This is a genomic window from Streptomyces sp. NPDC042002, from assembly GCF_055588305.1.
Window position 1 is genome coordinate 1 of the sequence record NZ_JBVJCT010000016.1, and the last position, 24,443, is coordinate 24,443.

A 24,443-nucleotide genomic window follows, 5' to 3' on the forward strand; every position below is an offset into this window, starting at 1 on the left:
GCAGGGGGGACCCTGTGGGAGAGTAGGACGCCGCCGAACAAATTTTGTTGAAAACCCCCGTACCGGGAAACCGGTAACGGGGGTTTTCTGCGTTCCGGACTATTTACTGGGACCTCTGTAGGGCGTCGTCCTGTAGGACGGTCGGGAGACGAGCAGTCGAGGGATGAGCAGTCGGGAGACGAGGAGTCGGGGGACGAGAAAGGGGGCGGCCTCCTCGTGGAGACCGCCCCCTTTCTCGTGGTGCGGTTACTTCAGGCGGGACGACGCGACGATCGAGACGATGTGTGCGGGCACGAGCAGCCACACGATCGCCGTCACGGCGACGGTCGCGATCCGCGTGGCCGTCAGGTCGCCGAGCGCCAGGTCGACGACCGCGGTGACGAGCAGCAGGATCGTGCACTCGATGCCGTTGACCAGGCGGTGGAGACCGACGGCCGAGGCCAGCCGGCGGATCTGCGCGAGACCGCTGGAGCGCGGGACGACGGACTGGTCGGTCGCCTTCTCCATGCCGCTGTCGGAGCGGGCCACGTGGACGAGGTCGGACGACGACTTCAGGAGCAGGACGCCGATGGCCGCGACCAGGCCGGCCACCAGATAGGGGTCGAGGCCGAGCTCGGAGGCGCGGATGCCCATGCCGACCATGACGGCGGCGTCGGCGAGGTAGGCGCCGAGGCGGTCCAGGTAGACGCCGAGCGGGCTGAACTGGCGCCGCCAGCGGGCCACTTCGCCGTCGACGCAGTCGAGCAGCAGATACAGCTGCATGAACAGGACCGAGAGCACGGCGCCGCCGAGGCCCGGCAGGATCAGGGCGACTCCGGAGAGAATCCCCGCGAAGACCATGATCACGGTGATCTGGTTCGGGGAGATGCGGGCGTCGACGAGGTGGCGGGTCACGCGCAGGGAGAGGGACCTCATGTAGAGGCGGCCGGCCCAGTGTTCCGCCCTGCTGTCCAGCTTGCCCGCGGGGTGAATGACGTTGCGGAGTTCCTCTAGTTGGACTTTGGGCATGCGGTGTTTCTCCCTGGCGAACTGGCACTGGATCGGTCGGCTGGCAATGTCGTACAGGGAAGAGCATGACGGGGGTCCGGGCGGTGGTGACCGGCAGGGTGGATATCAGGTGATCGTCGGCGTACGCGCGTACTACGGTGACCGCCATGACCCCCAAGACCTACGTGTTCCGCTCCATACGCCCCGAGGAATGGCGTCAGGCGAGGGAACTCAGACTCGACGCCCTGCGGGACCCCGTCGCGCACCTCGCGTTCCTGGAGACCTACGAGGACGCCGCCGCCAAGTCCGACGCCTTCTGGCAGGAACGGACGGCGGGGGCGGCCGTCGGTGTCGGCGAGCGGCAGCAGATCGTGGCCGAGGGTCCGGACGGGGTGTGGGCCGGATCCGTGACCGTGCTGGTCGAGGAGGCCGGTGTGCGGGATCCGTTCGGGAAGGTGGTCGAGCGGAGCCAGGGGCACCTGGTGGCGGTCTTCGTGCGACCCGAGTACCGGGGGAGCGGGGCCGGGGTGACCCGGGCGCTCTTCGATGCCGCTCTCGCGTGGTCCTGGGAGAGCGGGCTCGAGCGCGTGCGGCTCTTCGTGCACGAGAAGAACGGCCGAGCCGAGGCGTTCTACCGGAAGGCGGGTTTCGTACCCACCGGAGAGACGGTGCCGATGCCGGGGGCCACCGGGGAGCTGGAGCTGGAGTTCGTGATGACTCGGGGGTAGGGCGCCGACAGGCGTCGGGTCACCCCTGGCACCAGACCCGCATCGGCAGCAGACCGATTACCCGCCTCAGACCTGCACCCGCGTCAGCCAGGTCCCCGCGTCAGACCTGCCCCCGCGTCAACCAGACCCCCGCGTCAGACCGGAAGCTCGTACTGCGGCCAGCGGGAGCGGAGTTGTTCGCGGGAGCGGAGGAGGGCCAGGGTCGGCAGGCCGCGGGCCGGGCCCGTCGTCAGGAGATCCGGGAGCTGGGGGAGCGGGGCCACGGCCGCGATGTCGTCCAGGACGAGCGTGAGTGGTGGGTCGAGGCGACCGGAGGATGACCGTTCGGCCATGCGCCGGCCACGCTCGACCACGCTTGAGGCGAGGGCCGTCAGGAGCGGCATGGCGCCGGGGTTCGCCTTGGGGTCCTCGATGGGTTCGCCGACCAGATAAAGCGTGCCCCCTTCGTTGACGAAGGAATCCAAGGCGAGGCTGTCATTTCGGTTCGGAGCGCAGGATTCGCGGATGTTGACGGTGCCGAAGGCCGAAAGGGCACGTGCCGTCAGCTCCTGCGCGATGTCCCGGCGTTCGGGATGCGAGACGAGCGCGGCCTCCAGCTCGCCGGCGGCGCCGGACGCGGCCTTGGGATGCGTCCGCAGGGCCCGTACGGCGTCCTGCACCTGTGAGCCCTGGGCCCAGCGGTGGACATGGCGGAAGGTCTTGCCCTCCACCGCGGCGGCGTGCAGATAGCTGCGCATGAGCGTTTCCGCGACATCGGCCATCGCCTGGTCCGCCTTGGCGGTGGGGCGTACCGGGGCGAGCAGGGCGACCGCCCTGGCCGCCGCCGTCTCCTTGTCCTCGCAGCCTGCGGCGGGGGACCAGTGGAGCCGGGCCGGGGTGTCGCACAGATGGGCCGGGTCGTAGAGGAGGACAGGGCCCAGTTTGGCGCGGGCGTCCTTGGTCTCCGACCAGGTGCGGGGGTCGGAGGTGATGACGAGGGCCGGGCCCTCCGCGTCCCGCACGGCCTGGGCCGCGGCGGGGTGGCGGGTTTCGGCGGGGGCGAGGACGACCGCGCGGGCGGACGTCCATGTGGGCTCCGGCCGGGGTGCCGTGGCGGCCCGGGACGCGGCGGCTTCGGAGGCGACGGTGCCCCACCCGCCCGCGGTTTCGCGTGCCTGCGAGCCCGCCTGTCCGTGTGCCTGCCGGCGTTCCTGCTCGCGTACGTGTCCGCGCGTCTGTTCGCCCGCGAGATCGCGGGCCTGGGCGCCCGCCAGCTCGTCCTCGACTGCCCCGTAGGCCGTCTCCAGAGGCTGTGCGGGCATCGGCCGGGCCGGGATCGGCCGCTGTTCCGTCCTGGCCGTCGGCACCACCGGATCAGGGATCTCGGTGGAAGCGACGGGCGCCGCGGGCTTCGCGCGTCTTCGCGCCCGTCCCGCCCGCCACCGTGCCACCGTCCCCATCACGAACACCGCGAGGACCAGCAGCACCATCAACTGGCCGATGAACAGGCCCCAGAAGAGGCCGTAGCCGGACAGCTGGGCGGCGGGGGTGTCGGGCCAGGCGCCGGCGATGTCGTGCGGCGCGCCGATCAGGTGCCGCATGGCCAGTGGCGTACGGGTGAAGGTGATCGCGTCCGGCCAGGCGCCGCGGGAGAACCAGCCCGCGAGGCCTGTCGCCGTCCACACCATCAGGGTCATGCCGAGGAGGAACCCCAGCACCCCGATCAGCAGGCCGTCGGGGATGCCGCCCGCCCCCTCCCGCCGGAGGTCGGGCCGGCCATCGTGCTGGTCGGGACGCGGTCTCATCTCACGCCACCGTGGACTCGGTGGAGCCGTCGAGATCGCTGAGGTGCTGCTCCATGAAGGCGGCCGCCCGTTCCTCGGCCTCCAGTTCGGCGGCGCGCATCGCGTCGTCGGAGCGGAGGTCGGCGGACGACTGTGTCATCGCCCGGTCGGTGAAGACCAGCGGGCGTTCGGTCTCGGTGATGAGGTGCTTGACCACCTGGACGTTGCCGTTGACGTCCCAGACCGCGATGCCCGGGGTCAGGGTCGGGATGATCTCGACCGCCCAGCGGGGCAGGCCGAGGACCCGGCCGGTCGACCGCGCCTCGTCCGCCTTCTGCGCGTAGATGGTCCTCGTCGACGCCATCTTCAGGATCGCGGCGGCCTCCTTGGCCGCCGCTCCGTCGACCACGTCCGACAGATGGTGGACCACCGCCACGAAGGACAGGCCGAGGCGCCGCCCGAACTTCAGCAGCCGCTGGAAGAGCTGGGCCACGAAGGGGCTGTTGATGATGTGCCACGCCTCCTCCACCAGGAAGATGCGCTTCTTGCGGTCCGGCCGGATCCAGGTGTGCTCCAGCCACACACCCACGATCGCCATGAGGATCGGCATGGCGATGGAGTTCCGGTCGATGTGTGACAGGTCGAAGACGGTGAGGGAGGCGTCCAGGTCGATGCCGACCGTCGTGGGGCCGTCGAACATGCCCCTCAGGTCACCGTCGACGAGCCGGTCCAGGACCAGTGCCACGTCCAGACCCCAGGCCCGTACGTCGTCTATGGCGACGTTCATCGCCTCGGCCGACTCCGGTTCGGGGTGCCGCAGTTGCTCCACGATGTCGGTGAGCACGGGCTGGCGCTCGACGATCGTCTCGTTGACGTAGGCGTGCGCGACCTTCAGCGCGAAGCCGGACCGTTCGTCGAGGCCGTGTCCCATCGCGACCTCGATGATGGTGCGCAGCAGTGCCAGCTGGCCCGTCGTCGTGATCGCGGGATCGAGCGGGTTGAGCCGGATTCCCATGTCCAGGGCGGCCGTCGGGTCGAGCCGGATGGGAGTGATTCCCAGCTCCTGCGCGATGAGGTTCCATTCACCGGCACCGTCCTCGCCCTGGGCGTCGAGGACGACGACCTGGCGGTCGCGGAAGCGCAACTGCCGCAGGACGTACGTCTTCTCCAGGGCCGACTTGCCGTTGCCGGACTCTCCGAGGACGAGCCAGTGCGGGGCCGGGAGCTGTTGCCCGTAGAGCTGGAAGGGGTCGTAGATGTAGCCCTTGCCGGAGTACACCTCGCGGCCGATGATGACGCCCGAGTCGCCGAGGCCCGGTGCGGCGGTGGGCAGGTAGACCGCCTGCGCCTGGCCCGTGGACGTGCGCACGGGCAGGCGGGTCGTCTCGACCTTGCCGAAGAGGAAGGACGTGAAGGCGTCCGTCGCGGCGGACAGCGGATCCCGCATCAGTGCATCAGCCCCTACCTGCGGATTCCGGTGGCGAACGGCAGTGTGTTGACGAAGGCCCGGTGGTGCTCGCGGTCGCACCACTCCAGCTTCAGATACGACTTGCCCGCCGAGGCGCGGATGGTGCGCTTGTCGCGCGCGAGGGCCTCGGGGTTGCGGGAGGACACGGTGATGTAGCCGACGAGGTTGACGCCCGCTGCGCCGCTCGCGAGGTCCTCGCCGCGCTGGTCGAGGCGGTTGTGCGAGGCGATGTCGCGCGGGTCGACGGTCCGGTTCATCTTGGCGGCGCGGCTGGCCTCGGCCTCGTCGTTCGTCTTCTCGGTCAGCATGCGTTCGATGGCGACCTCGGTGGGTTCGAGGTCCATGGTCACGGCGACCGTGCGGATGACGTCGGGGGTGTGGACGAGGAGCGGGGCGAGGAAGTTGACGCCCACCGGGGTCATCGGCCACTCCTTCACCCAGGCCGTGGCGTGGCACCAGGGCGCGCGGGTGGAGGACTCGCGGGTCTTCGCCTGGAGGTACGTCGGCTCCATGGCGTCCAGCTCGGCCGGCCAGGCGTTGCGCTTGGTCATCGCCTGGATGTGGTCGATCGGGTGGTCGGGGTCGTACATCGAGTGCACGAGGGAGGAGAGGCGTCCCTGACCGAGCGGCTGCCGTACGCGGATGTCGGCTTCCTGGAGCCGGGAGCAGATGTCGGTCAGCTCGCGGGCCATGACGACGGCGAGTCCGGCGTCCCGGTCGACCTTCCGGCCGCCCTGCGGTCGCGCCGCCCGGCCCATGGCGTTCGCCTCGGCGGCCAGTTCACGCGAGTAGTGCATGCAGGCGACGAGGTAGGCGCGGTGCTGCTCACTGCTCGTGGACACCATCGACTGGAGCTGGTCGTACGACTGCTGGAGCCATCCGGGAGAGCGCTCGTCGCCGCGTACGGAGACGTCCTTGGCGTGGGCGTCCGGGTCGGCGGGGAGGGTGCGGGCGAGCATCTGGAGGCGGGTGACGAAGCCGTCGCCGTTCGCCACGTGCTTGAGCAGCGTGCCGAAACGGTCGACGAGGGCCTCCTGGTCCTCGCTGTCGCGCAGACCGACGCCCGGTCCCTCGATCTCGATCGCGGCCGTCACGGTCCGCCGGTCGGCGTGCAGCAGCACGGCGATCTCGTCGGGTCCGAACGGGGCGGCGAGCCAGGAGATCCGCCCGATGCCGGGCGGCGGCCCGATCTCGACCTCCTTGCCTTCGAGGCGGATGCCGGCCTCCATCACGGGGCTGCGGTACGCCGTTCCCTGGCGCAGGTTCCGCTTGTAACTGCGGTTGATCTCGAACCACTTGTAGAACGTGCGGCGCTTGTACGGGACGTACACCGCGGCGAGCGCGAGCAGCGGGAAGCCCATCAGCAGCACGATCCGCAGGGACAGCACCGGGACGAGCAGGCCGCACATCATGCCCAGGAACGCGCCCCCGATGATGAGCGCGATCTCGCCGGACTCGCGGTTCCGGCCGACGATCGCGTTCGGCCGGGCGCGGCCGATGAGATATGTACGGCGGGGCGTGACCGGATGGGACAGGTGGGACTCGGTCGTCAACGCCCTTCACCTCCCGTGCGGTTGGTACTGCTGTTGCGGGTGTTGCTCGCGTGCGGGGTGTTGACCGGGCTGGTACGCGGTGGCGGTGCGGCGGAGGGGACAGCTCCACCGCCTCCGTTCGGCGTACGGGTGCTGTGCGCGGCGACACCGCCGGACGCGGGGTTGGCGGGGCGGGGCTGGCTGTTGCCGCCTCCGCCTCCGTTGTTGTCGGCGCGCGTGCTGTGCGTCTTGATGCCCTGCGCGACCAGGGTGGCCGGCGAGCTGATCACGGCGGCGGCCTTGCCTTCGGCGCCCTGCATGATGCGGTTGTTGCGGGAGCCGGCGATCTCGTCGCCGAAGCCCGGTACGAAGCGGTAGATCATCGCGCTGGCGAAGATGGCCAGCAGGATGATGGCGAGCCCGGAGACGACGGCGGAGAACGCGTCGGGTCCGTTGTCGGAGCTGAGGGCTCCGGCGAGGCCGAGCACGATCACGATGACCGGTTTCACCAGGATCACCGCGATCATGATGCCCGCCCAGCGGCGGACGTGGCCCCACAGGTTCTTGTCGACGAGGCCCGCGTAGACGACGGTGCCGAGGAGGGCGCCGACGTAGAGCAGGGCGGCCCGGATGACCAGCTCCAGCCAGAGGATTCCGGCGGCGAGGATCGAGACCATCGAGACGACGATCAGCATGATGGGGCCGCCGCCGATGTTGCCGCCCTTGTTCAGGGCGCCGGAGAAGGTGCCGAAGAACGCGTCCGTCTGGTTGCCGGTCGTCTTGGCGAGCACCTCCGTCACGCCGTCCGTCGCCGACACCACGGTGTAGAGGATCAGCGGGGTGAACGCCGAGGCCAGCACGGTCAGCCAGAGGAACCCGATCGCCTCGGAGATGGCCGTGCCGAGGGGGACACCCCGCACCGCCCGCTTCGTCACGGCCAGCAGCCACAGCAGCAGCGTCAGGATCGAGGACGCCGCGAAGACGACGGCGTACTGCTGGAGGAACTTGGCGTTCGTGAAGTCGACGTTGGCGGTCTCGTTCACGGCGGCGGAGAGTTTGTCGACTGTCCAGGAGGCGGCGTCGGCACAGCCTTTCGCCAGCGAGGACAGGGGGTCAAGGGTGGACCCGACCCCGGTGTCCCCGCTGAGGCCGGACTTGCCGGATCCCTTGGTGCCGCTGTCGCAGTAGTTCCTGGCGGGCCCGTGAATGAGGCTGCAGTGGTTGCTGGTCGACGAGGGCGACGGCGACGGCGTGGGCGCGGCGACCGCTCTCGTGGCCAGCAGCACCGCCGCGGCCTGTACGGCCCCGACTGCTGCGGTCACTTTGAGTACGCGGTGGTTAGCGGGCATACGTGAACCCTCCGTACTCCTCGACAGCCTTCGCGATGTCGTCGGCGCTGGAGGCCCGGTCGTCGCCCGGGACGGGCGCGGGGCCGTCCTTCTGGGAGTGCGAGACGATCTTCCAGTCGCCCCCGGTCCACTCCAATTTCATGGTGATGGTGAACCAGCTGCTGGTGACCGGGTTGCTGGAGTTCTCGCCGGCGACGCCGAGCAGACCACCGCACCAGACTTCTACGGTCACCGCGTTGTTCGAGGACGCGGTCGCCTTGGTTCCGATGGGACTCGTACGCGAGACGAACGTGTAGCCCTGCGGAGCTGAGCCGTCCTCGTTCAGGCCCACGTTCTTGTTGAACTGTGGCGTGTACGCCTCGTCCAGCGTCGCCGCGAACTCGGTCACCTTGGAAGGGGTGATCACGGTCGCGAGGATCTGGTCCCGCCTGGCCTTGTTGAACATGTCGGCCGAACCCAGCGCCACCGCGTAATTCGCCGCCGCGCTCTGCGCGCCCTGGGTGTTGTGGGCGAAGCCGGTCGGGATGCCCGCGGCCTTCGAGGTCACCGGGTGGTCGCCGGAGGCCGCCGTGGGGGACGTCTTCGCCTTGTCGCCGCTGCCGGCGCCCGAGGAGGCCGAGTTGTCGCCGCGGTTCGCGAAGGCGATCGCGGCGATGAGGAGGACGACCACGCCGACGACCGTGATCAGGCTCCGCGAGGAGGATCCGCGCCGCCGCGCGCCGCCGTAGACGTCGCCCGGGCGGTCGGGCAGGCGGGTACGGGTCTGGCCGGAGCCGCCGTACCCCCCGTCCTCGCCGCGCGGGCCGTCCCCGTACCCGGGTTCGTCACCGAGACTCATGCCGCGTACGCCCCCTCAACCTCTCGCTGAACCAAGTAGTACGACGGTAGCCGTGCTGGTTCCCGCGCGGGCGCGGTGTGGTGACTCGACATCAGGGAAACGCAACCTCAGCCGGTGGGCACGACGGACGGGTGGATCGGGGAGGAGAAATTCCGGGCGCGCCCGGCCGGGGACTGACGGTGCGCCGGGTGCGGCGCGGCCCGGCCGGGCTACACGGCCATGCCGTACACGATGGTGAAGAGCGTGCCGAGGGAACCGATGATGAAGACTCCCGTGAGCCCGGCGATGATGAGGCCCTTGCCCTGTTCGGCGCTGAAGGTGTCGCGGAGGGCGGTCGCGCCGATGCGCTGTTTGGCCGCGCCCCAGATGGCGATGCCGAGGCAGAGCAGGATGGCGACCGCCATCACCACCTCGACCATCACCTTCGCTTCGTTGCCCAGGCTGCCGAAGGGACCCCAGTCCGGGGCGATTCCACCGATGATTGTGTTGATGTCGCCCTTGTCGGCTGCGAAAAGCATGTAAGTCACCGCCCCTAGTGGGTAGTTCTGCACCCCCTGCCACTGCGCGCAGAGGTCGGGCCCATTCTCGCCGACAATGACGCCGTCGCATGTCGACTTGACGTCATTGGTTGGCGGGATTCGTACGAATTCCTTGTCACCGGCGTACGCGGGACCCTCTTGAGAGGCGTACGGCGGTACACGAAGAGTCGTATCGTCACTCTGTGTATCACGGGCGGTCACGCCGGGCAATGAAATGGGAGCGAAACCTGGGGTGTGGTTCCGTCGTTGTCCCCTTCTACGGCTCACGCGCGGGGCGAATTCGAACGGACGCGGGTCGGCCGGACCACTTCTGACGGTCCGTCGAGCCGTTGTTCCCCGGGTCGCCGCGTCCGCGCGGGGTGGACGCGGTACGCCGGGCCGATGCTCCGGAGGAAGGCCGTCCGGCACGGGGAACGGGCCGCGGCTGGTTGCCGCGGCCCGTTCTCCGGGTGCCGCCGAGGAACCCCACGTCTCCCGGTGGCAGTCCGCACTCCGGAGGTCAGCCGGTGAAGGCGGTGACACCCTCCGGGGTGCCCCAGCCGGTCGGGCCGTCGTAGCCCGTGGTGGCGGTGCAGAGGTAGCTGGTGGTGCAGGTGCCGTTGTTGCCCGAGGTCACGTCGTTGAGCGCCGAGGTACCGGCCTTCGTGTACGGGAACTTCGCCGGGTAGGAGCCGCTCGACGGGGTGCCGCCGAGGGCGTAGACGCCCGCGATGATCGGCGAGGAGGCGCTGGTGCCGCCGAACGTGTACCAGCCGGCCGTGATGCCGTACGAGTCGTACACCGCGACGCCGGTGGCCGGGTCGGCGACCGCCGAGACGTCGGAGATGGTGCGCTTGGAGCAGCCCGTGTCGGTCTGCCAGGTCGGCTTGGTGTCGTACGCGGAGCAGCCGGAGCCGGTGCCCTCGGTGCTGCTGGTCTTCCAGACCGACTCGGTCCAGCCGCGGGTGGTGGAGGTCGCCTTGGTCAGCGCGGTGCCGCCGACGGAGGTGACGTACTGGGAGGCGGCCGGGTACTCGGCGCCGTAGGCCTCGTCACCCGCGCTCACGGTGATGGCGACACCGGTGTGCTTGAAGTACGAGGTGTCGTACGAGGTGTCGGAGGACGACTCGGAACCGCCGTAGCTGTTCGAGACGTACTTCGCGCCCAGGGTGACCGCCTCGTTCACGGAGATGCCGAGGTTGGCCATGCTGGAGGACTTGGCCTCGACGAGGAGGATGTTGCACTTAGGGCAGACGGCGCTCGCCATGTCGAGGTCGAGGGACTCCTCCTCGGCCCAGCCGCTGTCGCTCGTCGGCAGTGAGGTGGTCGAGCCGGTCTGGCTGACCTGCTTGAAGCAGCCGTTGGCGACGGTGCACGCGCTCAGGCCGTAGTACGAGCGGTACGTCGCGAGGTCTGCCGCGGCGTTGGGGTCGTTGTAGGCGTCGACGATGGCGATGGTCTCGCCGGAGCCGTTGGAGGCGGCGGCGGAGGTCAGGCCGTACGCGGCCTGGAGGTCCGTCGGTCCGAATCCGGACGGGGTGGAGGCGTCGGCGGCCTTGGGGGTGACGCCCTTGGTGAAGGCCTTCTCCGCCAGGTACTCGGTGACGCCGCTGGTGACCCGCTTGGCATCGCAGGCGGCGACGTCGGCCCTGGTGGGCGTCGCGCACGCCCTGGTCCAGCTGACGTGGGGGGTGACCTTGGCGACGCCGGTACGGGCGTCCGCGGTCCCGGCGGCGCCGAGGCCCGCGAGGACGAGGGCGGCGACGCCGAGGACGGCCGCGCCGGTTCGGTGCCACCTGCCGCGCGTCGGGCCGGCGGAAGGTCTCGGGGGGAGTGTCGTGCGCAACGTACAGCCTCCTGGGAGTGGTTGATCAGGGGCAGTGCGGGTGCGCCGCCGGTGCGGTGTCCCCGGCGGTGGGCCGTGTGGCCCGCGGACGACCATCCCTTGTTGAGTACGCGACAACAAGAGGCTTATGGAAGCCTTACTTCCGCATTGCTGAACGCGGTGGGCACGTGACCTCCCCATGGCGCCCGGATGGCTGGAGGCTGACGGCCGCTTGACTCAACTCACAGCCCGTTCAGGGGAATTGCACTGGTGATGGTGGGGCGTTCTCCGGACGGCCGTCCACTTCCGTGATAGGGAACGGCCTGAGGGCCGAGCCGGTGCGGGGGAAGCGGGAGCGTCGCCTGAGGGGGTCCGGCGACGGCAAGGGAAGACCTCCGGAGGAGCAACCGTGATCGACGTGGACTACCAGATCAACGCCGTGCGCCGCACCGTCGGCACGCGCGGGTTCAAGGCGGGCGAGGCCCGTGTGGTGACGCTGGGTCAGACCTACGACGCGACGGTCGAGGACGTCTGGGACGCCTGCACCAGCGCCGAGCGCATCCCCCGCTGGTTCCTGCCCGTCTCGGGTGACCTCCGCCTCGGCGGGACCTACCAGTTGGAGGGCAACGCGGGCGGCACGATCGAGCGGTGCGAGCCGCCGGAGAGCTACGCCGCGACCTGGGAGATCGGCGGCGACGTCAGCTGGATCGAGGTGCGGGTGACCCCGGAGGGGGACCGGACCCGGTTCGAGCTCGACCACATCGCCCGCGTCGGCGACGAACGCTGGGCGCAGTTCGGGCCCGGCGCGGTCGGCGTCGGCTGGGACCTCGGCCTGATGGGCCTGGCCGGCCACCTCGGGTCCCCGGGCGGTTCCGTGGACCCGAAGGAGAGCATGGCCTGGCTGGCCTCCGACGAGGGCCGCCGCTTCATCACGCTGAGCAGCGAGAGCTGGTACGAGGCGAATGTCGCCGCCGGTGAGCCCGAGGACGGCGCCCGGGGCTCGGCGGACCGCACCACGGCGGCGTACACGGGGGCCGAACCGCCCGAGTGAGGGCGCCCGTTCTCAGGTCACGAGCGGTCCTCGGCGGGAGCCGGGGGCCGCTCGTCCTCCAGCCCCTCGACGAAGTGGTCGAACTCGCCCGCCTGGACGCCCAGGACGAACGCGTCCCACTTCCTGCGGGTGGTGGTGACGACGTTCGCCGGGTCACCGGTCTCGCGGATGTACACCAAGTCGTCCTCACCGAAGGCGAGTTCGATCCAGGGCCCCGGCCCCGTCGCGTCGTCGGGCGCGGCCCGCACCCAGTCGAGGTCCGAGGGGACGTCAGTCACGGTCCTGTTCCTTCTTGAGGGCGCTGAGGAGCGAGCGGAAGGCCGCGGGAGCGGCGGTGAGTATCGCTCCGCGGGGGTCACCGGATTCAGTCAGGCGGACCGCGCCGGGTTCTCCGGCTATGTGGACGCAGGCTTCTCCTTCGCCGCAGTACGAGGACTTCTGCCAGGTGGCGGTGGGCATGTCAGGTCCTTTCATAGGTCCTGGGCGACGTCGTGGATGAACTCCTGTGACGCGTGGGGGTCGAGGGCGACGTCCGTCATGCGCTTCAGGAGCACGCGGTACTTGTCGAGCTGGGCCTCGGCGTCGAGCAGCGCCGAGCCGTGAGACTGGTCGAGGTGCACCGTGTCGAGCTGTGGGACCGCTCCGTGCGCGTACAGGATCGACTGCCCGGACCCGGGGTAGGCGCCGGCGGCGAACGGGATGACCTGGACGGTGATGTGCGGGTGCTCGCTCATGTCGAGGATGTGCCGGAGCTGCCTCTTCGTGACGGCCGGGCCACCGAACTGCATGCGCAGGGCGGCCTCGTGGATGACGGCCCGGTACGGCGTCGGGGAGTCGTTGAAGAGGACGGCCTGGCGCTTGATCCGGAACGACAGCCGGTGCTCGATGTCGGGCGGAGAGAGTTCCGGTACGACCTGGCGGAAGACCTCGCGGGCGTGATCGTGGATCTGGAGCAGGCCGGGGACATGGGCGGTGATCCCGGATGTCAGGTGTGTGGCGTGGTGCTCCATCTCGGCCAGGTCGATCAGGCCGCCCGGCAGGATCTCGCGGTACTCCTCCCACCAGCCGCGGACACGTTGGGCGGTCATGTCGCCGAGTGCTCGGACCAAGGCTCTGTCCAGGCAGTCGTAGTGGGAGGCGAGCGTGTGGACGCGTTCGGCGCTCACACCGACCCGCCCGGCTTCCATGTTGCTGACCTGAGTCTGCTTGATGCCCATGAGTTGACCGGCCTCGGTCGAGGTCAGGCCCGCGCGTTCGCGGAGTTTGCGCAGCTCCGTGCCGAAACGGAGCTGGCGACCCGTCGGGTTCGTCCTCACGGGCTCGCGGCCTCCTTGCTGGTGCTCGTCACTCACATGGGTGGCAGTAAAGCCGATTCTCGCAATCCGGTGAATGCCTTTACCGGGCGCCGCTACCTTATTGCTGGGACCCCGCCCAGAAGCACCCCGCTCGACGGAGCGGCCGCGGTCACTGGGCAACGTAGCGACATGACACCACCCAACTCCCCTCCGTGATCGGAGACTTCCGTGGCAACCGTATCCCCGCCCTGGTCCTACACCCTCCAACTCCCGCACGATCCACGCGCCCCGGGCATCGCCCGTGTCACCCTGCGGGCCGTCCTCGCCGCGCACCAGCTCTCCGAACTCACGCCCACGGCCGAGCTGTTGGCCTCCGAACTCCTCACCAACGCCCATCTGCACGCACCCGGCCCCTGCGCCCTGCGCGTCCTGTGGGCGGAACCCGACCGGCTGCGGGTCGCCGTGTGGGACTCGGACCCGACCGTCCCGTCCGGATTCCGGGAGGGCGCCCCCGTAGGTCTGCCCCCGCAGGAGGCCGAGCACGGCCGGGGGCTCCACCTCGTACGGGCCTGCGCCGACGCGTGGGGGGTATCCGTACTGCGTGAGCTGGGGGCGTCGCGGGGCGGGAAGCTGCTGTGGGCGGAGTGCCGGGACGCCGGGCGGGCGCGGGGCTGAACCGGGGCATGGTGCCGTTCGGGCGGGAGTGACCGGGCGAGGTGCGGCTTCTCAGGTGATACTCGGACTGGTCCGAGGTTTTTCTCACCCGCTTGCGGCAAGGTGAGGGGCGATGAAGAGCATCCGCATCACCCGTCTCCCAGACACCCGGCGGCCCGCCCTGCTCGGCGCGGCCCTCGTGCTGCTGGCGGTGACGTCCTCGTCCGTCGCGTCGGCCGACGACGGCCCCGGGCCGTTCGGCGTGACCGTCCAGGCCGCCGAGAACGGCCGGAACGCCCGCGTGGGCGCCCTGTTCCACGGGGACGCCGCGAGCGCCGGCGGCGGCGGGCACTTCTGCACCGCCTCCGTCGTGCACAGCGCGGGGCGGGACCTCATCCTCACCGCCGCCCACTGTCTGGACGGCGAGGCGCAGCTCTCCTTCGCGCCCGGCTACCGGGACGGCACCGCGCCGTACGGGTTCTGGGACGTCCAGGGCGTCTTCCTCCCCGAGGGGTGGATGAACGACCAGGACGAGGACAGCGACGTCGCCTTCGCCGTCCTCGGCACCCGCGACGGCAAGGAGGTCGAGGACGCCGTCGGAGGCGGGAACGCCTTCGCGGCGCACCGCGCCACCGGGGCCACCGCCGTCACCGTCACCGGGTACCCCGGCACCGTCGACACCCCCATCACCTGCACCGACAAGCCCAGCGTGCAGAGCCGTACGCAGCAGCGCGTCGAGTGTCCCGCCTTCGCCGGCGGGACCAGCGGCAGCCCCTGGGTGAACGGGGACGGGGCGGTCGTCGGCGTCATCGGCGGCCACGAGCAGGGCGGGGACACCGACGACGTCTCGTACAGCGCCGTGTTCGGGACCGAGGCCGACGAGCTCTACCAGGAGGCCGGCCGAGCCGGTTAGGGCCTGTCCGGCCGAACATGTTCCCTGCCGTTGTGCGCGACAGCCCTCTCGCGCGGAGCCCGCCTCTACACTGACGTCGGCGGACTCCTGTGCGATGAGGGGCGGTTGACGGTGCGTAAGGCCTGGATCGTGGCGACCGCTGCCGTCGGCGCGGGGCTCGGTTTCGTGACGCTGCTCGTCGTCGGCGTCTACGTCGTCGCCGGGAACCTTGCCAACGGGATCGGCGGCGGTTCGGTCGGACTCGCCAAGGGCGCGGTACCCGCCGCGTACCAGCCCCTCGTACAGAAGTGGGGCAATCTCTGCGGCGCGATCAATCCCGCGCTGCTCGCCGCCCAGCTGTATCAGGAGAGTGGATTCAATCCGAACGCGAAGAGTCCCGCGGCGGCGGAAGGGATAGCGCAATTCATTCCGGGGACCTGGGCCACGCACGGAGTCGACGGCGACGGGGACGGCGTCCGCGACGTATGGGACCCGAATGACGCGATTCCGTCGGCCGCCTCGTACGACTGCGAGCTGGCCTCCTATGTGAAGAACGCACCCGGAAACGTCACCGAGAACATGCTCGCCGCCTACAACGCGGGCGCGTACGCGGTCATCAAGTACGGAGGCGTGCCGCCGTACGCGGAGACCCGGAACTATGTGAAGACGATCACCACGCTGGCGAAGAGTTTCGCCGCGCCGGTGACCCGCGTGGACCCCTCGAAGCAGGCGGCGGCGGCCATCACGTACGCGCAGGAGAAGCTCGGCACGCCCTATCTGTGGGGCGGCAACGGCACCGCTGACCAGGGTGGACGATTCGACTGCTCGGGTCTCACCAAGGCCTCGTACGAAAGCGTCGGGGTGACCCTCCCCCGGGTCGCCAACGACCAGTACAACGCGGGCCCGCACCCCAAGCGGGAGGAACTCCTGCCCGGGGATCTGGTGTTCTTCTCGGACGACCTCACCAACTCCCGGGCCATCCGGCACGTCGGCATCTACGTGGGCGGCGGATACATGATCGACGCCCCCCGGTCAGGGGCCGTCATCCGTTTCGATCCCGTCGACACGCCCGACTACTTCGGGGCCACCAGGGTGACCGCGGATGGCGCGAAAGCATTGCCCACTTCGGTATGAAACCACCCTCTGATCTGCGGCGATGTATCTCTCTTCGATAACGTATGCGTGATCATTCCGTGGAGTGTGGAACGTAATGGAGGGGACCGTGCGTTCCTTTTGACGTAGAGAACTGATCTACGACCACGGGGGTGGATCGAGCGGCGCGCGTAAGGGCGCGGCCGCGGGAAAGACGACGAAGGGGCCGTAGCGCCATGGCTGGACTCGCCGAATCCGGTTCGAACCCCGACGTCGACCTGCTGTACGACATCAATGGCCTGGCCAAGCACGCGCCCCACTGGTTCGACCGGTTCATGGAGTTCGTCGGCGAGTGGGGTCTGCTGCTCGCGATGGTCCTGCTGATCGTGTGGTGCTGGTCCAGCGTGCGGCGGCGGGGTGGAGCCGACGCGGCCTCGTCCGTGGCCGGACTCGTCTGGGCACCGCTCGCGGCCGGTGTCGCGCTCCTCGTGAACGTTCCGATAAGGGGCTTCGTGGAGCGCCCGCGCCCCTTTCGCGACCATCCGGGCCTCGACGTCCTGGTGAGCGGCAAGACCGACTTCTCCTTCGTCAGCGACCACGCGACGATCACCATGGCGATGGGCGTCGGACTCTTCGTCGCCAACCGGAAGTTCGGGCTCGTCGGGATCGGGCTCGCGCTGCTCGAAGGGTTCTGCCGGGTCTACATGGGCGTGCACTACCCGACGGACGTCATCGGCGGGTTCGCGCTCGGCACGGCCGTCGTCCTGCTGCTGTCGCCGCTCGCCATGGCCCTGCTGACCCCCGTCATGAAGGCCGTGGAGACGGCTCCGCGCGCGGGCCGGCTGATCCGCGCGCGGAGCGACGCACCCGCCGGGCAGGAGACCCTGATCCCGGGGGCGCGGGCCGAGCACACCGAGGAACGGGACCTGGCGGCGTAGGTTCCCCGACTGCCCGGCGTCCCGCCGACGGTGCGGCTCGGGGCGCCCGCGGCGACGGATGGCATCCGCGGCTACGGCGCCCGGGGCTTACGGCACCCGGGGCTTACAGCGCCTGCGGGAACGAGAAGAAGCGGTTCGGGTCGTACTGGTGCTTCAGAGCCGTCAGGCGGGTGGCCGCGTCGCCGTAGTACGCCTTGCGCCAGTCGGTCAGCGTCGCGTCCGTGTAGTTCTGGTAGGCCGCGCCCGAGGCGTACCGGGTCATCGCGTTGTGGGCGCCGGTCAGCCAGGACTGGGCGGTGGTCCCGGAGGTGCCCGCCCGCCAGGAGACGATGTACTGGGCCAGCATGCGCGAGCGGCGGTGTACGAACGCCGTGGACGTGGGCGCCACGCGGTTGACGGCGCCGCCGAGCGCGGTGAGCGCGATGCTGCCCGCGCCGCCGCGGACCGCGGAGATCTGGTTCAGGAGCGTCTGCACTCCGGCCGCCGAGATCGAGCGGTCGAAGAAGTCCGAGCGGGCCGCGTACGTCTCCCGGCCGAGGGCGCCCTGCGGGCTGCGGCCCGGCGTCGAGCCCGGCAGGTGGCACTGGGCGTCGGCGGAGAACGACGAGCAGCCCGCGTACACCTCCATCGACTCCTCGTACGAGCGCCGCTTGAGGGAGACGCTGCGCGCGGGGGAGCCGATCCGCTCGGCCAGCCGGTCCACGGCGTTCTGGAGTTCGCCGTAGGTGCCGAGGGAGAAGGCGGCTATGGAGACGGTGGGTGTGCCGCCGGCCGCGTTGGCCAGGTGGCAGGACGACCAGATCTCGTCCGGCTGGCTCGGACCCCACTCCTGCCAGGCCTTCACCACGGCGGCGGCCTTGGCCCACGGCCAGGTCATGTACGCCGAGACGCCCTGCGGTGCCGGGTGGGTCTTGAAGCGGAGCTCGGTGACGACGCCGAAGTTGCCGTTGCCGGCGCCGCGCAGGGCCCAGAACAGGTCCTTGTTCTCGGTGGCGTTCGCGGTGAGCTGCTTGCCGTCGGCGGTGATCAGCGTCGCCTGGGTGAGGCTGTCGCAGGTCAGTCCGTACGCCCGGGACACGACGCCGTGGCCGCCGCCGAGGGTCAGGCCGGAGACACCCACGGTCGGGCAGGACCCCGCGGGGATGGTGACGCCCTTGGCGGCCAGCGCGCGGTAGACGTCGATCAGCTTGGAACCGGCGCCGACGACCGCCTCGTTCGCCGAGGCGCGGATCCTGTTCAGCTTGGAGACGTCGATGACCAGGCGGCCGTCGCCGGAGGACCAGCCCGCGTAGGAGTGGCCGCCGTTGCGGATCGACACCTTCACGCCGTGGGCGCGGGCGTAGTCCATCGTGGTGCGGATGTCGTCGGCGTGCGCGACATAGGCGACGGCGGCGGGCTTCAGGTTGTCGAAGCGCGTGTTGTAGAGCTGGTGGGCGGCCGGCCAGCTGTGGTCGCCGGGGCGTATCAGGGCGCCGTCGAGCTGATGGGACAGCGCCGGCCAGTTGGCGGCCGCGCGGTTGCTCGCGGTCGCCGTGCGTATGCCGGTGGTCTCGGCCGCGGTGCTCGCGGCGCTCGTGCTCCTGGCCGTCCCGGCGGCTTTGCCGTCCCCGCTGTCACTGCCGTCGCAGGCGGACGTCGCCGCCGCCGCGAGGACGGCGGTGGCTCCGCCGATGAACGAACGCCGTTGCATGTGCGCCTCCCGTGGGTTCCGTGGAACGAGACGGGCAGGTGACCTCGGCGGTTCCATGAAGGGACTCGGACCGGGACGGCCGAGCGGCCGACGCGTCGTGGCGCCGGCCGCTCGCGGAACTCCGGTGGACTCTGGCGACAGGCCACCCCGGGGCGACATCACCGCGGGCGACAGGTCAGCCGGGGTCGACGGCCCAGTCGGTGCAGGAGTTCAGGTAGGTGCTCCCCTCGTACCGGGCGACCTGGACCCCGATGTTGATGACACCGGCGCTGTTCTGAGCGGGCTTCGCCCAGGACTCCTCGCTGCCCAGTCCGCCGGTGACGCTGTGCCACGGCCAGTTCACCGGGACGTTGCCGATCGTCCTGCCCACCAGCCGGATCTGCGCGTGGTGGTCGTCGGCTTTGGTGTCGGTGACCGACATCGTGACGTCGAACTGGCCCGTGATACCTGACCACCAGTTGCTCGAACTCAGCTGGCCGAACGCTCCCGTGGTGCCGCAGGAGAGAGTTGTCAGGCCATCCGCGTGAGCGGACGTGGTCAGCGTCGAGACCAGGAACACGGACGATATCGCCGCGCCTGCCGCCATGGTTCGTCTGCGCAAGACGGTCTCCCCGTATCGGATGTGTGTGCTCTTCGATCGAGGGGACCGTAGGACGCGCCTGTGCGAACAATCAATCGAATAACAGTGGATTCGGCCATGGTTCCGAGTCGGCTGTGACGGTGGTCTGAACGGTGCGCGCAGGGTGAGCCGTGCGGCGCGACCCCACCGTTGCCGTGGTGTGCCGGTTCAGCCCGCGCTGTGTTGGCTGGCGTCCGTGCGCGCCTGGCTTCTGGCGCGGCGGGCCGGGCCTCGCCAGCCGCAGGTGCAGCGGGCCAGGCAGAAGGGGCCTTGCTCGACCGTGGTCGTCCGGTGGTCGGGGAGAGGGGCCGTCTCGTCCAGGTGCTCCACGCCCACAACGTTACCCAAGCCAAGTGAACGGATTCCTGCCGCGTGACGGGCGCCCCTACCCGTCGTTAACCGGAAGACGGGAAGGCCCGGGACGGACCGGCTGGGGGTCGGTGGACGATGGTGGCGCAGCAGCAGGGACGAGCGGCGGTCGTGGCCGCGTTCGTCGCGGCGGGGCTCATGGTCTGTGGCACCGGATGCTCGGGCGGCGGGGCGGCCGCGGTGGACGCCCGTACCGGGCCCGGCACCGTCGAGACGCTGCGCCAGGCCGTGGCCGCGCTGGAGCGCGCCGGCAGCGCGAAGGCCAGTACGTCGATGGAGATGGCCACCGGCGGGACCCGGGTCACCATCCGCGGGCAGGGTGTGTACGACTTCAGGAAGCAGACGGGGCGGCTGAAGGTGCTGCTGCCGCAGGACCCGGCGGGCGCGGCCGAGCACCGGCCGATCACCGAACTCCTCACCCCGGGGGCTCTGTTCATGAAGAACCGGGGCGCCGGAGTGCCCGCCGACAAATGGGTCCGGGTGGCGACGGCCGGTCTCACGGACGGGAACCTGGTCACGGGCGGCGCCACCGACCCGTACGCCGCGGCCGAACTGCTGCGCGGCGCGCGGGCGGTGACCTATGTGGGGAAGACCGAGGTCGCCGGGATCCCGGTGCGGCACTTTCGCGGGACCGCCGACCTCGTCGTCGCCGCGCGGGACGCCTCGCCGGGGCAGCGGCCGGCGCTGAGGGCGGCGGCGAAGGGGTTCGCGACCACCGAGGTGCCGTTCGACGCCTACCTCGACGACCAGGGACGGCTGCGCAAGGTCCGGCACCGGTTCAGCTTCGTCAACGGACAGCGGAAGGGCACCGTCGCCGTCGCCTCGACGCTCCTGCTGTACGACTTCGGCAGCCCCGTCGTCGTACGGCTGCCGGACTCCTCGGACATCTACGCCGGGAAGATCGCGGAGTAGTGGGTTCCGGAGGAATGGGCAAGGGCATCCGGAGCCGTAGCTTCACAGGGGGGCCGGAAATGGCCCTTCCGTGCCATGCGCGGTGCGTAGGCCGATCCCTACTCTAGGAAGTCGGTGACGGCAGGAAGAGGTGACGCACGTGGCTCCGGTCGGCGGTACGGCAGTTCAGGACCACGTGGCCCTCGCCGAGATCGAGCTGTGCGGCGAGCTGATCATCGCGGCCTCGACGGCCCACGAGGACCGGCTCAGCCTGGAGAGCATCGACGCGGTGCTGAAAGTGGCCGAAGAACGTGCTCCTGAGCAGCCGGGTGCGGAGGACTAGTCCCTTCCGGCCCCATCTGGTCTCCTCCGGCTCCTTCCGGTTCTCTCCGGGGGCCGGCGCTCCGTCCGGGACGCTTGTCCGCTCGGTACAGGTGCGTGAAGCGCACCTCATCCGTGCCGCGAACCGCCCATCTGTCCCATGCGAGTCATAAGGGTCATACGGTTCATGCGTTGCGCATGTCACATGCGTCGTATCTCTCGTGTCTCTTGTGTCTTCCGCGTCCGGCGGGTCTCTCAGGTGCGGAGCAGGCGGCCGATCGCCTTCGTCGCTTCCTCGACCTTCGCGTCGACCTCGTCGCCGCCCTTGAGGGCCGCGTCCGCGACGCAGTGGCGCAGGTGCTCCTCCAGGAGTTGCAGGGCGAAGGACTGGAGGGCCTTCGTGGAGGCGGACACCTGGGTGAGTATGTCGATGCAGTAGACGTCCTCGTCGACCATCCGCTGGAGGCCGCGGATCTGCCCCTCGATGCGGCGCAGCCGCTTCAGGTGCTCGTCCTTCTGCTGGTGGTAGCCGTGGACACCGCGGTCGTGGTCGGTCACGACCTCCTGCGCGTCGCCGGAGGGCGCCGTCGCGCCGGCCTCGGTGGTCGTCATCGCGTCCTCCTGCTGGATCCGGTCGGCGATCCTGTCTGAAACGCCACTTACATATACCCCTGGTGGGTATATGGTATCGAACTTTGCTGGGTATAGCCCCCTTGCCCGGCGCCGGTACCGGACCCCGTGCCGATCACTGTGCTCGATGGGCGACACTGGGGGACGGCCCATTAGCCGTGGCCGGATGATGCGCCTAGCATCAGCCTGACCGAACCGAAGCACCCCGAGGACCCCAACGTGCGCTTTCGTCTGACCCCCAGGGAGACGAGCTTCTATGACATGTTCTCCGCATCCGCGGACAACATCGTCACGGGCTCGAAACTCCTGATGGAACTGCTCGGGGCGGACGCTTCCGCTCGGGCCGAGATCGCAGAGCGTATGCGGGCCGCGGAACACGCTGGTGACGACGCGACACACGCGATCTTCCACCAGCTGAATTCCTCCTTCATCACGCCCTTCGACCGCGAGGACATCTACAACCTCGCCTCTTCCCTCGACGACATCATGGACTTCATGGAGGAGGCCGTCGACCTGGTCGTCCTCTACAACGTCGAGGAGCTTCCCAAGGGTGTCGAGCAGCAGATCGAGGTGCTGTCGCGGGCGGCGGAGCTGACCGCCGAGGCCATGCCCAACCTGCGGACCATGGACAACCTCACGGAGTACTGGATCGAGGTCAACCGTCTGGAGAACCAGGCGGACCAGATCCACCGCAAGCTGCTGGCCCACCTCTTCAGTGGCAAGTACGACGCCATCGAGGTGCTGAAGCTCAAGCAGATCGTGGATGTGCTGGAGGAAGCGGCCGACGCGTTCGAGCACGTGGCGAACACGGTGGAGACCATCGCCGTCAAGGAGTCCTGACCCCTTCATGGCCACCTTCGCTCTGATCGTGACCATCGGGGTCGCGCTCGGTTTCACGTACACGAACGGCTTCCACGACTCGGCGAACGCCATCGCCACCTCCGTGTCGACGCGCGCCCTGACGCCGCGGGCCGCGCTCGCCATGGCCGCGGTGATGAACCTCGCCGGCGCGTTCCTCGGCAGCGGGGTCGCCAAGACCGTCAGTGAGGGGCTGATCCAGACGCCCGAGGGCTCGAAGGGGATGGGCATCCTCTTCGCGGCACTCATCGGCGCGATCACCTGGAACCTGATCACCTGGTACTTCGGTCTGCCGTCCTCGTCCTCGCACGCCCTGTTCGGCGGCATGGTCGGCGCGGCGCTGGCCGGTGGCACGACGGTCTACTGGAGCGGCCTGCTCGACAAGGTCATCATCCCGATGTTCCTCTCGCCGGTCGTCGGTCTGCTCGTCGGCTATCTCGTGATGACCGTGATCATGTGGATGTTCCGGCGGTCCAACCCGCACAAGACCAAGCGCGGTTTCCGTATAGCGCAGACTGTGTCCGCGGCCGGCATGGCGCTCGGGCACGGTCTTCAGGACGCCCAGAAGACGATGGGTGTCGTGGTGATGGCGCTGGTCATCGCCGACGTCCAGGGTCCGAACGACCCGATCCCGGTCTGGGTGAAGATCACCTGTGCGGCGATGCTGTCGCTGGGGACGTACGCGGGCGGCTGGCGCATCATGCGGACGCTCGGACGGAAGATCATCGAACTCGATCCGCCGCAGGGTTTCGCCGCGGAGACGACCGGCGCGTCGATCATGTTCACGACGGCCTACATCTTCAAGGCGCCGATCTCCACGACCCATGTCATCACCTCGGCGATCATGGGTGTCGGGGCGACGAAGCGGGTGAACGCCGTGCGGTGGGGCGTCGCCAAGAACATCGTCCTCGGCTGGTTCATCACCATGCCGGCCGCCGCGATCGTCGCCGCGTGCAGCTTCTGGGTCGTGAACCTGGCGTTCCTGTAGGAGCGGGGTTCGCTTCCGCGGCGCCTGGTTTTCCTGGGCCGGTCCTCCGAGAGGACCGGCCCTTGGCGTTTCCCCGACGCCCGACGCCCGACTCCCGACGCCCACGGGCGGACGGGCTGGACGGTGCCGGGCGCGTGGGATCGCGGGGTGGGACGGGCCGCGAGCGGGGCGGTCACGGGGAGGGTGGCTCCGGGGAAAGAGATGAGGTCTGCACCGGCATCCGGTAGTCGGGGCAAACGAAGGGGCCCGCCCCCGGGAGCCAGGGGCGGGCCCTTCTCGTCCTCGCGGTGGCACCGCCATGCAGCACCGCGAGGGGTTCGGGGAGGCGGTCCGGTCAGCCGAAGCGACCGGAGATGTAGTCCTCCGTGGCCTGGACGGACGGGTTGGAGAAGATGCGCTCCGTGTCGTCTATCTCGATGAGGCGGCCGGGCTGGCCGACCGCGGAGAGGTTGAAGAACGCGGTGCGGTCGGAGACGCGGGCGGCCTGCTGCATGTTGTGCGTCACGATGACGATCGTGAAGCGCTCCTTCAGCTCACCGATCAGGTCCTCGATGGCGAGGGTGGAGATCGGGTCCAGGGCCGAGCAGGGTTCGTCCATGAGGAGGACCTGCGGCTCCACCGCGATCGCCCGCGCGATGCACAGACGCTGCTGCTGACCGCCGGACAGGCCGGACCCGGGCTTGTTCAGCCGGTCCTTGACCTCGTTCCAGAGGTTCGCGCCCTTGAGGGACCGCTCGACGACGTCGCTGAGCTCGGACTTCTTGTAGGAGCCGTTCAGCTTCAGGCCCGCCGCCACGTTGTCGAAGATCGACATCGTGGGGAACGGGTTGGGGCGCTGGAAGACCATGCCGATGGTGCGGCGCACGGCGACGGGGTCGATCCCGTTCCCGTACAGGTCCTCGTCGTCAAGCAGCACCTTGCCCTCGACGCGGCCACCGGGGGTGACCTCGTGCATGCGGTTCAGGGTGCGCAGGAAGGTCGACTTGCCGCAGCCGGAGGGGCCGATGAAGGCCGTCACGGAGCGCGGCTCGACCGTCATGGAGATGTCTTCGATCGCCTTGTGGGCGCTGTAGTAGGCGGTGAGACCGCTTACGTCGATTCGCTTGGCCATGTCAGTCACTGCTTCTTTCGCAAAGGATCGGGACGC

26 protein-coding genes are annotated in these 24,443 nt (G+C 69.7%); 10 read left to right on the forward strand and 16 right to left on the reverse strand.

The features are described 5' to 3' along the window. Positions 1 to 246: 246 nt before the first annotated feature. On the reverse strand, positions 247 to 1,008 hold the full coding sequence (locus ACZ6KY_RS23210; RefSeq protein WP_469312192.1) for a CDP-alcohol phosphatidyltransferase family protein: 762 nt from the start codon (positions 1,006 to 1,008) through the stop codon (positions 247 to 249). A 146-nt stretch (positions 1,009 to 1,154) separates the two neighbouring features. On the opposite strand from ACZ6KY_RS23210, the gene ACZ6KY_RS23215 reads away from it, so the two are divergent. Continuing rightward, positions 1,155 to 1,715, forward strand: coding sequence for a GNAT family N-acetyltransferase (locus tag ACZ6KY_RS23215; RefSeq protein ID WP_469312193.1), 561 nt, complete (start codon positions 1,155 to 1,157; stop codon positions 1,713 to 1,715). Positions 1,716 to 1,849: 134 nt separating this feature from the next. On the opposite strand, the gene ACZ6KY_RS23220 is transcribed toward ACZ6KY_RS23215, so the two are convergent. From ACZ6KY_RS23220 to ACZ6KY_RS23250, 7 genes are all read right to left on the reverse strand, one after another. Further along, on the reverse strand, positions 1,850 to 3,499 hold the full coding sequence (locus ACZ6KY_RS23220; protein WP_469312194.1) for a type IV secretory system conjugative DNA transfer family protein: 1,650 nt from the start codon (positions 3,497 to 3,499) through the stop codon (positions 1,850 to 1,852). 1 nt (position 3,500) lies between these two features. Beyond that, on the reverse strand, positions 3,501 to 4,925 hold the full coding sequence (locus ACZ6KY_RS23225) for an ATP-binding protein (protein ID WP_469312195.1): 1,425 nt from the start codon (positions 4,923 to 4,925) through the stop codon (positions 3,501 to 3,503). Positions 4,926 to 4,939: 14 nt separating this feature from the next. Next, positions 4,940 to 6,499, reverse strand: a complete 1,560-nt coding sequence (locus ACZ6KY_RS23230; RefSeq protein WP_469312196.1) for an SCO6880 family protein — start codon at positions 6,497 to 6,499, stop codon at positions 4,940 to 4,942. Continuing rightward, positions 6,496 to 7,827, reverse strand: coding sequence for a hypothetical protein (locus ACZ6KY_RS23235; RefSeq protein ID WP_469312197.1), 1,332 nt, complete (start codon positions 7,825 to 7,827; stop codon positions 6,496 to 6,498). The genes ACZ6KY_RS23230 and ACZ6KY_RS23235 overlap by 4 nt, the downstream gene beginning before the upstream one ends. Then, complete coding sequence (locus ACZ6KY_RS23240; protein ID WP_469312198.1) at positions 7,817 to 8,665, reverse strand: DUF8175 domain-containg protein; 849 nt, start codon at positions 8,663 to 8,665, stop codon at positions 7,817 to 7,819. Before ACZ6KY_RS23240 ends, ACZ6KY_RS23235 begins: the two co-directional genes overlap by 11 nt. A 209-nt stretch (positions 8,666 to 8,874) precedes the next feature. Next, positions 8,875 to 9,183 (reverse strand): hypothetical protein, encoded by a 309-nt coding sequence (locus ACZ6KY_RS23245; protein ID WP_037622434.1) that lies wholly within the window; start codon positions 9,181 to 9,183, stop codon positions 8,875 to 8,877. Between the two features lie 520 nt (positions 9,184 to 9,703). Beyond that, positions 9,704 to 11,029 (reverse strand): S53 family peptidase, encoded by a 1,326-nt coding sequence (locus ACZ6KY_RS23250; RefSeq protein ID WP_469312199.1) that lies wholly within the window; start codon positions 11,027 to 11,029, stop codon positions 9,704 to 9,706. A 388-nt stretch (positions 11,030 to 11,417) separates the two neighbouring features. Here ACZ6KY_RS23250 and ACZ6KY_RS23255 point away from each other — a divergent pair, with 388 nt between their 5' ends. Further along, positions 11,418 to 12,059: an SRPBCC family protein gene (locus ACZ6KY_RS23255; protein WP_469312200.1), complete on the forward strand. Its 642-nt coding sequence runs from the start codon at positions 11,418 to 11,420 to the stop codon at positions 12,057 to 12,059. Between the two features lie 17 nt (positions 12,060 to 12,076). Here the strand turns inward: ACZ6KY_RS23255 and ACZ6KY_RS23260 are convergent, their stop codons facing one another. From ACZ6KY_RS23260 to ACZ6KY_RS23270, 3 genes are read right to left on the reverse strand one after another with little or no spacing between them, the layout of a single operon-like run. Beyond that, a complete protein-coding gene (locus tag ACZ6KY_RS23260) occupies positions 12,077 to 12,337 on the reverse strand; it encodes a DUF397 domain-containing protein (protein ID WP_469312201.1) in 261 nt (86 codons plus the stop codon). After that, a complete protein-coding gene (locus ACZ6KY_RS23265; protein ID WP_469312202.1) occupies positions 12,330 to 12,518 on the reverse strand; it encodes a DUF397 domain-containing protein in 189 nt (62 codons plus the stop codon). The genes ACZ6KY_RS23260 and ACZ6KY_RS23265 overlap by 8 nt, the downstream gene beginning before the upstream one ends. An 11-nt stretch (positions 12,519 to 12,529) precedes the next feature. Then, positions 12,530 to 13,375: a helix-turn-helix domain-containing protein gene (locus tag ACZ6KY_RS23270; RefSeq protein ID WP_469312203.1), complete on the reverse strand. Its 846-nt coding sequence runs from the start codon at positions 13,373 to 13,375 to the stop codon at positions 12,530 to 12,532. 207 nt (positions 13,376 to 13,582) lie between these two features. Between ACZ6KY_RS23270 and ACZ6KY_RS23275 the strand changes: the two genes are divergently transcribed. The 4 genes from ACZ6KY_RS23275 (at position 13,583) to ACZ6KY_RS23290 (ending at position 16,930) form a co-directional block, all read left to right on the forward strand. Further along, on the forward strand, positions 13,583 to 14,029 hold the full coding sequence (locus tag ACZ6KY_RS23275; RefSeq protein WP_469312204.1) for an ATP-binding protein: 447 nt from the start codon (positions 13,583 to 13,585) through the stop codon (positions 14,027 to 14,029). 112 nt (positions 14,030 to 14,141) lie between these two features. Next, a complete protein-coding gene (locus ACZ6KY_RS23280; protein ID WP_469312205.1) occupies positions 14,142 to 14,921 on the forward strand; it encodes a trypsin-like serine peptidase in 780 nt (259 codons plus the stop codon). Between the two features lie 105 nt (positions 14,922 to 15,026). Then, a complete protein-coding gene (locus ACZ6KY_RS23285) occupies positions 15,027 to 16,034 on the forward strand; it encodes a C40 family peptidase (RefSeq protein ID WP_469312206.1) in 1,008 nt (335 codons plus the stop codon). A 194-nt stretch (positions 16,035 to 16,228) separates the two neighbouring features. After that, positions 16,229 to 16,930 (forward strand): phosphatase PAP2 family protein, encoded by a 702-nt coding sequence (locus tag ACZ6KY_RS23290; protein ID WP_469312207.1) that lies wholly within the window; start codon positions 16,229 to 16,231, stop codon positions 16,928 to 16,930. Positions 16,931 to 17,033: 103 nt separating this feature from the next. On the opposite strand, the gene ACZ6KY_RS23295 is transcribed toward ACZ6KY_RS23290, so the two are convergent. The 3 genes from ACZ6KY_RS23295 to ACZ6KY_RS23305 form a co-directional block, all read right to left on the reverse strand. Then, positions 17,034 to 18,620, reverse strand: coding sequence for an FAD-binding oxidoreductase (locus tag ACZ6KY_RS23295; RefSeq protein WP_469312208.1), 1,587 nt, complete (start codon positions 18,618 to 18,620; stop codon positions 17,034 to 17,036). Positions 18,621 to 18,795: 175 nt separating this feature from the next. Further along, positions 18,796 to 19,221 carry a hypothetical protein gene (locus ACZ6KY_RS23300; RefSeq protein ID WP_469312209.1) on the reverse strand — a complete coding sequence of 142 codons (426 nt, stop codon included), beginning with the start codon at positions 19,219 to 19,221 and terminating at the stop codon, positions 18,796 to 18,798. Positions 19,222 to 19,407: 186 nt separating this feature from the next. Further along, entirely contained in the window at positions 19,408 to 19,569 is a 162-nt protein-coding gene (locus ACZ6KY_RS23305) for a hypothetical protein (protein ID WP_469312210.1), read from the reverse strand. 120 nt (positions 19,570 to 19,689) lie between these two features. Here ACZ6KY_RS23305 and ACZ6KY_RS23310 point away from each other — a divergent pair, with 120 nt between their 5' ends. Beyond that, complete coding sequence (locus ACZ6KY_RS23310) at positions 19,690 to 20,520, forward strand: SCO4651 family lipoprotein (RefSeq protein WP_469312347.1); 831 nt, start codon at positions 19,690 to 19,692, stop codon at positions 20,518 to 20,520. Positions 20,521 to 20,650: 130 nt separating this feature from the next. Continuing rightward, complete coding sequence (locus ACZ6KY_RS23315; RefSeq protein ID WP_469312211.1) at positions 20,651 to 20,842, forward strand: hypothetical protein; 192 nt, start codon at positions 20,651 to 20,653, stop codon at positions 20,840 to 20,842. Between the two features lie 233 nt (positions 20,843 to 21,075). On the opposite strand, the gene ACZ6KY_RS23320 is transcribed toward ACZ6KY_RS23315, so the two are convergent. Then, positions 21,076 to 21,432: a metal-sensitive transcriptional regulator gene (locus tag ACZ6KY_RS23320; RefSeq protein WP_469312212.1), complete on the reverse strand. Its 357-nt coding sequence runs from the start codon at positions 21,430 to 21,432 to the stop codon at positions 21,076 to 21,078. A gap of 237 nt (positions 21,433 to 21,669) precedes the next feature. Between ACZ6KY_RS23320 and ACZ6KY_RS23325 the strand changes: the two genes are divergently transcribed. Both ACZ6KY_RS23325 and ACZ6KY_RS23330 read left to right on the forward strand, forming a co-directional pair. Beyond that, positions 21,670 to 22,290: a DUF47 domain-containing protein gene (locus ACZ6KY_RS23325; protein ID WP_261702110.1), complete on the forward strand. Its 621-nt coding sequence runs from the start codon at positions 21,670 to 21,672 to the stop codon at positions 22,288 to 22,290. 7 nt (positions 22,291 to 22,297) lie between these two features. Beyond that, positions 22,298 to 23,296 carry an inorganic phosphate transporter gene (locus ACZ6KY_RS23330; protein ID WP_469312213.1) on the forward strand — a complete coding sequence of 333 codons (999 nt, stop codon included), beginning with the start codon at positions 22,298 to 22,300 and terminating at the stop codon, positions 23,294 to 23,296. Between the two features lie 334 nt (positions 23,297 to 23,630). On the opposite strand, the gene pstB is transcribed toward ACZ6KY_RS23330, so the two are convergent. Continuing rightward, positions 23,631 to 24,407 (reverse strand): phosphate ABC transporter ATP-binding protein PstB, encoded by a 777-nt coding sequence (pstB, locus tag ACZ6KY_RS23335; RefSeq protein ID WP_261702108.1) that lies wholly within the window; start codon positions 24,405 to 24,407, stop codon positions 23,631 to 23,633. Positions 24,408 to 24,443: the final 36 nt, after the last annotated feature.